Below are 11310 nucleotides of genomic sequence, written 5' to 3'. Positions count from 1 at the left end.
GTGGCCGTGGTGGTGTTCGTCCCCCCCGGCGGCGAGGCGCCCCGGCCGACGCCGAGCGCGGCGACCGCCGCCGCGTCGCAGCCCGCCGCCGACCCGCTGACGGCGACCGTGCCCGACGGGTTCACCGAGCAGACCCCGCCCGGCTTCTCGGCCGCCGTCCCCGACGGCTGGAAGCTGGCCACGTCGGGCGGCGAGACGACGTTCACCGGGCCGAAGGACTCCGGCATGACCATCAAGGTCGCACAGGCCTCGCCCCAGCAGGACGGCGGCCTGGCCGAGCTGAGCCGCGAGGAGTCGGACGGCGGCGTGGACGGCTACATCCAGGTGCAGCTCCAGGCGGCGAAGTACCGGGGGTGGAAGTCCGCCGACTGGGAGTACACGTACACGCTGGCCAACGGGGTGCCGATGCACGCGCTGACGCGGTACGTGACGATCGACGACGCGGACGCGTTCAAGATCACGTTCAACATGCCTGAGCTGAAGTGGGACGACCAGGCAGAAACCCGCAAAACCTTCTTCAACACCTTCCGCCAAACCACCTGAACCCCATACACCTCTCTTACGGCCGGCATAGGACAGGCTTTTTTACGGCCGGCATGGGCCGGCCCCAATGCGCGCACGGGGCCGGCGCCTGTCCAGGGGCACGCTCCTCCGGTGACGCGGGGCCGGGCGCCGTGACGCGCGCGAAGTGGGCCGGAGCGCACTTCCTCCCAGCCGGAGTGTGATCGTCCCTCCTCCTGCCCAAGTCTCCAGCTCAACTGGACAAGGTGCGGTCCAGGAAGGCGCGGACCGTCACCGCCAGCTGCAGGCGATGGTCGGAGAGGGCGTGGTCGGTGGCCCAGGCGTGATGCTCCAGGTCCGCCTCCGCCGCCGCGTAGGCGGGCACCAGCGGATGGTGGTGGACCTCCGCGGGAGTCACCGTGTCCAGTTCGGTGCCGATGAGCAGCACCGGGCGGCCGGCGAACCGGGGCGCCAGCGAGGCCAGGCTCCAGCGTTCGCCCGCCGCCTCCATCTCGGCGACCAGCGCCTCCCCGCTCGTGCCCTTGAGGGGCAGCAGCTCGTCGTCGAAGGCCGCCACCCACCCGCGCCGCCCCTCGGCGTCCAGCCCGCGCGTCGCCGTGCCGAAGTCGAAGCAGGACACCGACACCGTGGCCACGATGTCCGGGTCGGCGGCGCCGGTCATGAGCGCGGCGAACCCTCCGAAACTGTGCCCCGCCACCGCCACCCGCTCCGGGTCCAGCCGGTGCTCGGCCGCGAACGCCTTGTCCCGTACCCCGGCCACCACCCGGGCGGCGTCCTCCAGGGCGTTCGCCCACGACCAGGTCCCGCCCACTCCCCAGGAGCCGCGGTAGTGGAACACCACGCTCGCGTACCCGGCCCGGCGCAGCGCCTGGGCGAGGTCGAAGTTGCGCTCGTTCCCCGGGAAGCCGTGCAGCAGCACCACCACGGGATGCGGCCCCTCGCCCTCGGGCAGGTGCAGCACCCCCAGGAGCCGCACGCCGTCGCTGTCGAACGTCACCGCGGGGGTCGCCGCTCTCATGGCACTCTCCAAGTCGGGGGATCTTCCACCTGCGACACCAAGGTACGACCAGGGCGGAGAACCACCGACCCCAGGTGCCGCACTCCCGCCCCCAGCCGTCCTCAGCCGTTCCCGGCCGCCCCCGGCCGTCCTGAGCCGGAAAAAGGTGACGAAACACAAGGTGAGCGTCCGGTACGGTCAGCCGCATGAAGCTGGCCAGCATCCACTGTTACCCCGTCAAGTCGACAACCGGACACCGAGTGCACGAGGCCGACGTCGAGCCCTGGGGCCTGGCGGGAGACAGGCGCTACCTCGTCGTCGACGAGAACGGCAGGATGCTGACCGCCCGCCAGATCCCCGAGCTCCTGATGTGCGTCCCCGAACTGAGCGACCCCCCGCTCGCGCCGTCCCCCGCCGGCACGCGGACCACCCCCGTACCAGCATCCGCCGGCACGCGGCCCTCGCCGTCCTCCGGCGCGCAGGCGACCCCCACCCTGACACTCACCGGCCCGCACGCCCCGCCCCTCCGCGTCACCCCCACGTCCCACCGCGCCACGTACGACATCCGCGGCACCCAGGTGGAGCTCCTCGACTGCGGCGACGACGCGGCCGCTTGGCTGAGCGCGCTCATCGACCGCCCCGCCCGCCTGCTCCACATGGACGACCCGACCCGCCGCCCGGTCAACCCCGACCACGGCAGGCCGGACGACCGCGTCAGCCTGGCCGACGGCTACCCCCTGCTGCTCACGTCCACGGCCTCGCTGGCCCAGCTCAACGACTGGATCGCCGAGACGGCCGCCGAACGCGGCGAGGAGCTGCCCGAGCCGCTGCCCATGGGCAGGTTCCGCCCGAGCGTGGTGGTGGACGGCGCGGACTACCCGTTCGCCGAGGACAAGTGGAGGCGCCTGCGGATCGGCGCGGTGGACTTCCGGGTGTCGAAGATCTGCGACCGCTGCGTCCTCACCACCATCGACACGCGCACGTACACGAAGGGCAAGGAACCCATCCGCACCCTGTCACTGCACCGCAGATGGGACGGAAAGGTCTGGTTCGGCATCAACCTCATCCCGGACGCCCCCGGCCACCTCACCGAGGGCGACCCGGTGACGATCCTCTGAGATGTCTCCTCAGATCACGCGGCGCTGCCCACGGACTTCTCGCTCACCGGGAGGCGCAGGGTCCGGTCGCCGAAGTCGACCACCAGATCCAAGCGTGCCCCGAGCGCTTCCACGTAGCGTGCGATGACTTCCAGCGACGTCACCTCGCCATGTTCGATCTGGGAGACGCGAGCAACACTCACATCCATGAACGCCGCGACGTCCTTCTGGCCGAGGCCCAACTGCTTGCGGGCCTCGGCCAGTTGATGACCGCGCGCCTCAGCCAGCAGTTGCCGCGCCCCGGCTTCGATGACAGAGGGAGAAACGCCCGCCCCGTGGAGTTGCCGCTCCAGCTCTTCCCAATCCCCCGGCGTCCTCTTGGCCACGATCACTCCTCGTCGTCGCTGGTGTAGTCGATGTAGAGCTGTACGGCGAGAGGGATGCTCTCCTTGTAGCACCGCTCCCAGTTTCCCGCCTTGTCGCCCCCCAGCAGCAACAGTGCCGATCGAGTGGGGTCGAAGGCGAAGATGATCCGGATCTCCGAGCGTCCGCGGGAACCTGGACGCAACTCCTTCAGATGATGCAGGAAACTCCCCTTGAGTCGGTCCACCAGCGGCCTGCCAAGCATGGGCCCTTCCTCACGGAGCGCAGCCACAGCCTGCGCGACCTGGATGGCCGACTCGAGATCTTCCTTCATCAGAGCACTGAACCAGACGGCGTATTCGTCCGTGACCTTCACCGTCCAGGCCAAGAGGTTCCTCCCAAATTCAAGGCTAGCCTTAAGTAGGACCGCCAGGCTACTCCCCTTGAGGAGACAGAAGAGGCAGTCAGCCGAACGGGCTCGACAAGTCGGGCCACCTCACCGAGGGCGCCCGCGACGATCCTTTGGGTGGCGGTCGCGGGGTAGGGAGCCCGCGCTCGAACGGTCAACTGTGCGCACGTAACGGCGGTCGGCCATGTGTCGCCGGAGGAGCGTTTCCTTGGACGGGGCCCGGCCGTGTGCGGCGGGTGGGGCCGGCCCATGCCGGCCGTAAAAAAGCAGGTGAAGATAACAATCAGCGGGAAAGTCACCAACGGCGGGGAAAGCGAGGAGCGCGAGGTCTCGCATAGAAAAGCGGGCTTTGGGGCGGTCTCGGGGTATATGGGAGACTTCACAAATGACTTCCGCCCCCCTGAAGCCGGATATTTCACGCCCTGACCGAATCAGGGCCGTCCAGCGGCGCACCCTGGTGGTCCTCTCCGCGGCGCAGACAGTGGGTGGCGTAGGCGTGGCCGTCGGCCTCGCCCTCAGCTCGGTCGTCGTCGACGAGCTGTCCGGCTCCACCGTGATCAGCGGCTTCGCGGGCACCGCCACCGTGCTCGGCGCGGCCCTGCTGGCGCTGCCGACCGCCAAGGCGTCCGGCAGGGGCGGGCGGCGGGCCGGCCTCACCCTCGCGTACGCGGCCGCGCTGGCGGGCTGCCTGCTCTCCGTGGTCGCGATCAGCGTCCGGAACTGGCCGCTGCTGCTGGCCGGGCTGGTCCTCGTGGGCGGCGGCAGCGCGGGCAACCTGGCCGCCCGCTACTCGGCCACCGACCTGTCGCCGCCGGGACACGCGGCCCGGCACCTGTCGCTGGTCGTCTGGGCGGCCACCATCGGCTCCGTCGCCGGCCCGAACCTGGCCAGGCCCACCGACCAGCTCGGCATGGGCGCGGGCCTGGTGGAGAAGGCGGGGCCGTTCGCGTTCGCGGCGCTGGCGTTCGCCATGGCGCTGCTCATCGTCGCGGCGGGCCTGCGCCCCGACCCGCTCAAGCTGGCCCGGCGGATGAACGAGACGCCCGCGCCGGTATCCGATCAGAACCTGACGACCGCGTCAGACCAGAGCAGTCCGACCACATCCGGTCGGAGCGGCGCGACCGTTTCCCCGTCCGGTCAGAACCGGACGATCAGGGACGCCTGGACGACCCTGCGCACCACCCCCATGGCCCGCAAGGCGCTGGTCATGATCGCGGTCAGCCACACCGCGATGGTCTCGGTCATGTCCATGACCCCGGTCAAGCTGCACCACGACGGCTCGAACCTGGACGTCATCGGCCTGGTGATCAGCCTGCACATCGCCGGCATGTACGTCATGTCGCCGGTCGTCGGCTGGCTGTCCGACAAGGCGGGCAAGGTGCCGGTGCTGATGCTCGGCATGGGGCTGCTGCTCAGCGCCGCCGTCCTCGCGGGCACGGCCGGGCACCGGGTCTGGCAGGTGACGACGGCGCTGGTGCTGCTCGGTCTGGGCTGGTCGTGCGGGCTGGTGGCGGGTTCGGCGCTGGTGTCGGAGTCGGTGCCGGTCGAGCGCAGACCGGCCGTCCAGGGGCTTTCCGACCTGTTGATGAACGTCTGCGGCGCGACCGGCACGATTGTTGCGGGGGCGATCGTGGGCGGGCTGTCGTACGGGATGCTGGGGCTGGTGGTGGGCGTGATGGTGACGCTCGCGGGGCTCTGGCTGGCGCTCACCTGGCGCAACGCGAAAGCCGCGTAACCGCGCGAACCAGCACCCGGCCGCGCGGGAGCAGCCGCCTGGCCCCGGCTCACTTCGCGTCGGCGTAGCAGGGGACGGCGACGGTCTCCATCGGGAAGCGCACCGGCGTCTGCCCGAACAGCAGCCGGCTGGCCTGCGCCGCCGACTCCGTGACGGCGGCCATCACCTGTTCCGCCTGGTCGAGCGGGCAGTGCACCATGACCTCGTCGTGCTGGAAGAACACCAGCCGGGCCGGCTCGGGCAGCCGCCCCCGCAGCACCGCCATCAGCGCCAGCGCCCATTCGGCGGCCGTGGCCTGCACGACGAAGTTGCGGGTGAAGCGCCCCCGGTCGCGAGCCGCCCGCCCGCCCTCGGGCCCCGACACGAGCGTCTTCCACCGCTCGGACGGCGGCGGGCTGGTGCGCCCCAACCAGGACCGCACCAGCCGCCCCTCCTCGCCCGCCTTGGCCGCGTCCTCGACGAACTGGTACGCCTTGGGGAAGCGCTGCCGCATCACCGGCAGCAGCTTGAGCGCGTCACCGCTGGTGCCCCCGTACATGGCGGACAACATCGCGATCTTGGCGTTGTCGCGCTCGCCCCCGAACGACTTGGCCAGCGCCGAGTACAGGTCGATCTCCCCCGCCGCCTTCGCCAGCCCCACGTCACCCGCCATCGCGGCGAGCACACGCGGCTCCAGCTGCGCGGCATCGGCCACGATCAGCGTCCAGCCCTCGTCGGCGACCACCACGCGCCGCATCACCTTGGGGATCTGCAGCGCGCCCCCGCCGCTGGTGGCCCAGCGCCCGGAGACGACCCCGCCCACCACGTACTCGGCGCGGAAACGCCCGTCACGCACCCACTGGTCGGCCCAGACCCAGCCGTGGAAGCTGTGGAGCCTGGCCAGCTCCTTGTACGCGAGCAGCGGCGCGATCGCCGGGTGGTCGATCCGCTTGAGCTCCCACGACCGGGTCGTCCTGAGCGCGACGCCGGCCCCCTTGAACGCCTTGACGAGCTGCTGCACGGAGTCGGGGTTCACCGGGTGCCCGAACGCCGCCGACACCTCGTCGGCCAGCGTCTGCAGCTTGACCGGCCGCATGCCGTGCACGGGACGCGGCCCGAGCAGCTCGGTCAGCAGGGCGTCGTGCTCGTCGCGGCGCCACGGCATGCCGTCGTGGCTCAGCTCGGCGGCGATCAGCGCGCCCGCCGACTCGGCGGCCACCAGCAGCCGGAACCGTCCCGGATCGGGCAGCAGCTCGATCCGGCGCAGCTGGTCGGCCAGCACCTCGGCCACGGCCCGCGCGTCGAGGGGCTCGGGCGCGAAGAGGGTGCCGGGCACGTTCGGCTGCTCGTCGGGGACCGGCAGCCCGTGCAGCCGGGCGTGGGCGGCCCTGGCAGAGCGCGGCTGCCCGTAGCGCCCCTCGGCGGCCAGCAGCAGCCCCTCGGTGAGCGCGACGTCGTGGCAGCGCGACACCCGCACGCCCGCGCGCAGCAGCTCCGGGTAGGTCTCCCGCGTGTCGGCCCAGGCCCAGCGGGGCCGCTCGGCCTCCAGCTCGCCCACGGCCCGCGCCAGGTCGTCCACCGGCCGGGCGGAGCCGCCGACGGGAAGAATGGTCCCGTCCGTCACCACAACGTGCACGCCGTCCAGAGTGCCAGGCGGCTACGACAAAGCGATGAGGACCTCGTCCTCCACCGGCGGATCGATCTCCTGAGGCAGGCAGCCGGTGGCGGCGAAGCACCGGATCTTCAGCATGTCCGGCGTGACGGATAGGTGCAGGAACTGCTTGAAGAACGGCGGTGTGTCCCAGTCGGACAGCTCCGACAGGTACCGGTGGAAAACGGTGCCCACCGGCAGCCGGAACGGCATCGGCCACGCCCCGAGCAGCCTGGCCGCCCACCGCATCCGGCGGGTGATCTTGACCGGTCCCGCGATGGGACGGACCGGGGTGTTCTTGATCTGATCCGACATGATGCACGCGGCCTCGGTCGGGGTCAGGTAGATCCACTTCATCCGCAGCCGCTTGGCGTAGAGCTGGCTGTAGAAGGACAGCGAGTCGCCGCGCAACGGGTAGCACTTGAAGTCGTCCTCGTGCACGCCGGCGACGTCCACCCGGCGCGTGGTGTGGGTGGCGTGCATGAACGCGCCGCCGCCGCCGGAGACGATGTACTGGATGACCCGGTCGCCCACCCTGACCGGGTAGCGCTGGTAGTTGTGCACGTCGCCGCCGATGGCGGCCACGTAGCGGTGCTCGGGGGCGCGGACGATGTCGTCGATCGTGCCGCCGCCCTCCAGCTCGGACGGCTTGTAGTCGTTGCGCGTGTAGATGGGCTTTCCGGTGACGAGGATCTTCGGGCGCGGGTCGAGCGAGGTGTGACGGAGCCATTCGGCCTGCTGCGCGTCGATGTGCCCGTTGATGCCGGTGTCGACGCCCACGATGAGCAGGCTGCTCGTCTCGATCACCCAGTACGAGTTCGGCTGCGCGGCCCGCTGCGAGGGCCGGTCGCGGTGCTTGCGGGCCTCGGCCAGGCGTTCCTCGTCGATCGTCTCCGGCTTGCGCCACAGCAGGCCGCGCAGCCGGCCACGGTCCGGTCTCGGCTTGAGCGGCGGCGCGTCGCAGAACACGCGCATGAAGCCGCCGAGCCCGTCGTACCAGTCGTGGTTGCCGGGGATCGCGTAGATCGGAGCGTCATAGTCCTTGTACGGGCGGAAGAACTTGTCCGCGTACTCGTTGCCCGATCCGGCCGGATAGAGCACGTCGCTGGCGATGACCGCGAACGAGGTGTCCTGCCCCACCTTGAGCAGGCCCGGCACCACCGCGTACTGGGAGGCGTCGCCCTCGCCCGTGTCGCCGAGCAGCAGGAAGCTGAAGCTGCCGGCCACGTCCGGCTTGATGCGGAAACCCGGGTCGACGCCGCGCGCCTCCTGCGCGGCCACCCAGCGCCTGCGCACCTCTCCGGACGGGTCGCCGAGCAGCCCGGCGATGATCTCGTTGCGCGAGTGCCACAGCGTGCGCGGGCTGAACCAGGTGAACCCTTTGTGATCCGGCCTGAGCCGGTCGAAGGTGCCTAACTGCTGACATGCCCACCCGGCGCCCTCCTCCGAGACCCGGGAGGAGAGCTGCTTTCCACGTTCGGCCGCGACTTCCACCATGACCACATCTTTGCCGTGATCTTCCTCCGGCGCATCCGGAACGGAGCGTGCCGTTAAGAACACAATCGGTTCGTGATGGTGTAGCGTCACTCCCCCAAGCAAGCGGTTCGTCGCCGCGAGGGGGGCTTCCATGGCCCGGAACGGTTCGGATGACGCGACCCGGAGCGCGGCGCAGGTGGCCGCCGTCGAGGGGCTGCTGGCGTACGCTCACAAGCGCGCCCGCTGGGGAGGCGGGTCGCTGAAGAGGGTGCACCAGGCGATCGCGCTCAGCAGGGAGCTGGTGGCCGCCGACCCGAAGGAGCACGCGGCGCTGCTCGCGCGCTGCCTGCGGGCCGCCGCCGCGATCCTGGTCAAACGCGGTCAGCCTGAGGAGGCGCTGCCCTTGTGCTTGGAGGCCGTCGAGCTGTGCCGGCCCGGCGGGAACGGGCCGCTGTTCATGTCGCTGGTGCACCTGTCGAAGGTGTACGAGGCGCTGCAACGGCTCGGCGAGGCCGCCGCGACCATGACGGAGGCCACCGCCGTCGAGCCGGACTGACCGGTCAGGGGATGAGGACGCCGGGGTTCAGGATGCCCTGCGGGTCGAGCCGTTCCTTGACCGCGCGCAGCACCTCCACGCCGACCGGCCCCAGCTCCCGCGCGTACGCCGCCCGGTGGTCGCGGCCCACCCCGTGGTGGTGCGAGATCGTGCCGCCCGCCTCGACGATGGCCGTGTTGACCGCCTCCTTGGCCCGCTCCCACTGCTCCAGGGGGTCGCCCCGCTGGGCGGTGACGACGGTGAAGTACAGCGAGGCCCCGGTCTCGTACACGTGCGAGACGTGGCACATCACCAGCGGCGACCCCAGCGCCCCGTGCAGCGCCAGCCGCACGGCGTCGTACAGGCGCGGCAGCCCGGACCAGAACCCGGCCGTCTCCAGCGTCTCCACGGTCGCGCCGGCGGCCAGCAGCGAGTCGCGCAGGTACGGCGCGGAGAACCGGCCGTGCTCCCAGGCCCGCCCCGGCTCGGCCCCGAGCGGCACGCCGCCCATCCGCGCCAGCGCGTCCCCCGTGTCCTTGGCCATGGCCTGCGGCGTGCCCGCCGGGCCCTCGTAGCCGGCGATCATCAGGCATCCCGGGCCACCGCTGCCGGCCGTCTCGGCCCGCCCCGGCCCGATCATCGTCTCGGTCTCGTCCGACAGCCGCAGCACCGTCGGCAGCGGCCCGTCCTGCGCGAGGGCCCGCAGCGCCGCCGTCCCCTCCTGGAACGACGCGAACCGCCACCCTTCGTACATCCGTTCCTCGGGCACCCGCCGCACCCGGAGCCGCAGCGAGGTGATGATCCCGAACACCCCCTCCGATCCCAGCACCAACTGCCGCAGATCGGGCCCGGCCGCCGACTTGGGCGCGCGGCCGAGGTCGAGCGTCCCCGTGGGCGTGGCGACGGTCAGCCCCACCACCATGTCGTCGAAGCGCCCGTATCCGGCCGAGGCCTGCCCGCTGGAGCGCGCCGCCGCGAACCCGCCGAGCGTGGCGAACTCGTACGACTGCGGGAAGTGTCCCAGCGTCAGCCCGTGCTCACCGAGCAGCCGCTCGGCGTCGGGCGCCCGCAGGCCCGGCCCGATGGTGACGACCATCGACTCGGCGTCCACGGCGACGAGCCGGTCGAACCTGGACAGGTCGAGCGCCACCACCCCGGTGAAGCCGGACCGGTCGGCCGCCAGCCCGCCCACCACGGACGTGCCGCCGCCGAACGGCACCACCGCTATCCGCTCGGAAGCGCACAGACCGAGCAGCGTCACGACCTCGTCGTGGGAGCCGGGCAGCACCACGGCGTCCGGCGCGTCGGAGCCGTCGCCCGCGCGCATCCGCAGCAGGTCGGGCGTCGACTTGCCGCGCGTGTGCTGGATCCGGGCCTCGTGGGAGGTCAGCACCCGTTCGCGGCCCACCACGCCGGCCAGCGCCTCCAGGTGCGCGGGCGAGAGCGCGACCGGGGCCAGCCGTACGGACTCGAGCGAGGCGGCCGGGGCGGCGGGGTCGCGGACGCCCAGGAGGTCGCGCAGCAGTTCGTGGACCTTGGGGGGCAGGTCGCGGGCCTTGGCGGGGTCGCCCCAGCCCGACCAGAGCATGGGTTCGTTCAGCACGTCTACACTGTGACACATGACGTCGATTCGTCACAATGACGGCGTACTGGACGCTGCCCGTGACTGCGTGCTGGCCTACGGCGTGCGGCGCACCACGCTGACCGACGTGGCGCGCAGGGCGGGAGTGTCGCGGATGACGCTCTACCGCCGCTGGCCGGACGTGCGCAGCCTGGTCGCCGACCTGATGACGCGCGAATGGGTGCTGGCGGTCGCCGATCTCGACATGTCGGACCCGGTCGCGGCGGTGGTCGCGGGGGTGCGGCGGCTGCGCGGGCACCCGCTGTGGCGCAAGATCGTGGAGGTGGACCCGGAGCTGCTGCTGCCGTACCTGCTGGACCGGCGCGGCGCGACGCACGAGGCGGTGCTGGCCGTGCTGGAGCGGGCCGTCGGCGACCGCCGCAAGGCGCGGGCGGTGCTGCTGGTGGCCCAGTCGTTCCTGGTGTCGGCGCCGACGATGCTCGGCCCTGAGACGCTCGACGAGCTCGACGCCGAGCTCGCCATCCTGCTGGAGGCCTATCTTGGGTAGCTCGCTGAAGGTCACGAACGGTTTCGACAGCTCGCTGAACGCCCGGCGACGGGTCCGCGAGCTGACCCTGGTCGCGGACGAACAGGTCGACGTGCTGGTCGTGGGGCTGGGCGCGACGGGCGCGGGCGCCGCGCTGGACGCCGCTTCGCGCGGTCTCACCGTAGCGGCGATCGACGCGCACGACCTGGCTTTTGGCACGTCGAGGTGGAGCTCCAAGCTGATACACGGCGGGCTCCGCTACCTCGCCAAGGCGCAGGTGGGCGTCGCCCGCGAGAGCGCCGTCGAGCGCGGCATCCTGCTGCGGCGCACCGCTCCGCACCTGGTCAAGGCGCATCCGTACGTGCTGCCGCTGACGCCGGAGGTGTCCGGGCGGCAGGCGGCGCTGCTGATGGCCGGCTACCGGCTCGGCGACGGGCT

Annotated in this window: 12 protein-coding genes; 6 read left to right on the top strand and 6 right to left on the bottom strand. The window is 71.6% G+C overall.

What is annotated here, in order from left to right:
• Positions 1-543 (top strand): serine/threonine kinase C-terminal domain-containing protein (locus tag KME77_RS23170; protein ID WP_219471037.1); only part of this gene is annotated, 543 nt, incomplete at its 5' end.
• Between the two features lie 211 nt (positions 544-754).
• Here KME77_RS23170 and KME77_RS23165 read toward each other — a convergent pair.
• Positions 755-1540, bottom strand: a complete 786-nt coding sequence (locus KME77_RS23165) for an alpha/beta hydrolase family protein (protein ID WP_219471036.1) — start codon at positions 1538-1540, stop codon at positions 755-757.
• A 185-nt stretch (positions 1541-1725) separates the two neighbouring features.
• On the opposite strand from KME77_RS23165, the gene KME77_RS30010 reads away from it, so the two are divergent.
• Positions 1726-2637: an MOSC domain-containing protein gene (locus KME77_RS30010; RefSeq protein WP_219471035.1), complete on the top strand. Its 912-nt coding sequence runs from the start codon at positions 1726-1728 to the stop codon at positions 2635-2637.
• A gap of 14 nt (positions 2638-2651) precedes the next feature.
• Here the strand turns inward: KME77_RS30010 and KME77_RS23155 are convergent, their stop codons facing one another.
• Both KME77_RS23155 and KME77_RS23150 read right to left on the bottom strand, forming a co-directional pair.
• Complete coding sequence (locus tag KME77_RS23155; protein WP_219471034.1) at positions 2652-3002, bottom strand: helix-turn-helix domain-containing protein; 351 nt, start codon at positions 3000-3002, stop codon at positions 2652-2654.
• A 2-nt stretch (positions 3003-3004) separates the two neighbouring features.
• Positions 3005-3367 carry a type II toxin-antitoxin system RelE/ParE family toxin gene (locus KME77_RS23150; RefSeq protein ID WP_246610573.1) on the bottom strand — a complete coding sequence of 121 codons (363 nt, stop codon included), beginning with the start codon at positions 3365-3367 and terminating at the stop codon, positions 3005-3007.
• A 517-nt stretch (positions 3368-3884) separates the two neighbouring features.
• Here KME77_RS23150 and KME77_RS23145 point away from each other — a divergent pair.
• The gene (locus KME77_RS23145) at positions 3885-5123 is read left to right on the top strand and encodes an MFS transporter (RefSeq protein WP_308250842.1); all 1239 of its coding nucleotides are present in this window, start codon (positions 3885-3887) and stop codon (positions 5121-5123) included.
• 49 nt (positions 5124-5172) lie between these two features.
• Here KME77_RS23145 and KME77_RS23140 read toward each other — a convergent pair whose 3' ends face one another.
• Both KME77_RS23140 and KME77_RS23135 read right to left on the bottom strand, forming a co-directional pair.
• The gene (locus tag KME77_RS23140; protein ID WP_219471032.1) at positions 5173-6738 is read right to left on the bottom strand and encodes a bifunctional 3'-5' exonuclease/DNA polymerase; all 1566 of its coding nucleotides are present in this window, start codon (positions 6736-6738) and stop codon (positions 5173-5175) included.
• Positions 6739-6759: 21 nt separating this feature from the next.
• Positions 6760-8250 (bottom strand): metallophosphoesterase family protein, encoded by a 1491-nt coding sequence (locus KME77_RS23135; RefSeq protein ID WP_219471031.1) that lies wholly within the window; start codon positions 8248-8250, stop codon positions 6760-6762.
• Positions 8251-8380: 130 nt separating this feature from the next.
• On the opposite strand from KME77_RS23135, the gene KME77_RS23130 reads away from it, so the two are divergent.
• Positions 8381-8785: a hypothetical protein gene (locus tag KME77_RS23130; protein ID WP_219471030.1), complete on the top strand. Its 405-nt coding sequence runs from the start codon at positions 8381-8383 to the stop codon at positions 8783-8785.
• 4 nt (positions 8786-8789) lie between these two features.
• Here the strand turns inward: KME77_RS23130 and KME77_RS23125 are convergent, their stop codons facing one another.
• Positions 8790-10352, bottom strand: a complete 1563-nt coding sequence (locus tag KME77_RS23125) for an FAD-binding oxidoreductase (RefSeq protein ID WP_219471039.1) — start codon at positions 10350-10352, stop codon at positions 8790-8792.
• 31 nt (positions 10353-10383) lie between these two features.
• On the opposite strand from KME77_RS23125, the gene KME77_RS23120 reads away from it, so the two are divergent.
• A complete protein-coding gene (locus KME77_RS23120; RefSeq protein ID WP_219471029.1) occupies positions 10384-10893 on the top strand; it encodes a TetR/AcrR family transcriptional regulator in 510 nt (169 codons plus the stop codon).
• Positions 10886-11310 (top strand): FAD-dependent oxidoreductase (locus KME77_RS23115; RefSeq protein WP_246610571.1); only part of this gene is annotated, 425 nt, incomplete at its 3' end. The genes KME77_RS23120 and KME77_RS23115, both read left to right, overlap by 8 nt.

It is taken from the genome of Nonomuraea rhizosphaerae (assembly GCF_019396405.1).
GTDB classification, from domain to species: domain Bacteria; phylum Actinomycetota; class Actinomycetes; order Streptosporangiales; family Streptosporangiaceae; genus Nonomuraea; species Nonomuraea rhizosphaerae.
The sequence above is the reverse complement of the archived record's forward strand: the minus strand, read 5'-3'. Positions and strand labels throughout refer to the sequence as shown.

Bases quoted from the DNA above. Each gene is read 5' to 3' on its own strand.
- KME77_RS23135 (WP_219471031.1), bottom strand. From the start codon at position 8,250: ATGGTGGAAGTCGCGGCCGAACGTGGAAAGCAGCTCTCCTCCCGGGTC.
- KME77_RS23125 (WP_219471039.1), bottom strand. From the start codon at position 10,352: ATGCTCTGGTCGGGCTGGGGCGACCCCGCCAAGGCCCGCGACCTGCCC.
- KME77_RS23120 (WP_219471029.1), top strand. From the start codon at position 10,384: ATGACGTCGATTCGTCACAATGACGGCGTACTGGACGCTGCCCGTGAC.
- KME77_RS23165 (WP_219471036.1), bottom strand. From the start codon at position 1,540: ATGAGAGCGGCGACCCCCGCGGTGACGTTCGACAGCGACGGCGTGCGG.
- KME77_RS30010 (WP_219471035.1), top strand. From the start codon at position 1,726: ATGAAGCTGGCCAGCATCCACTGTTACCCCGTCAAGTCGACAACCGGA.
- KME77_RS23130 (WP_219471030.1), top strand. From the start codon at position 8,381: ATGGCCCGGAACGGTTCGGATGACGCGACCCGGAGCGCGGCGCAGGTG.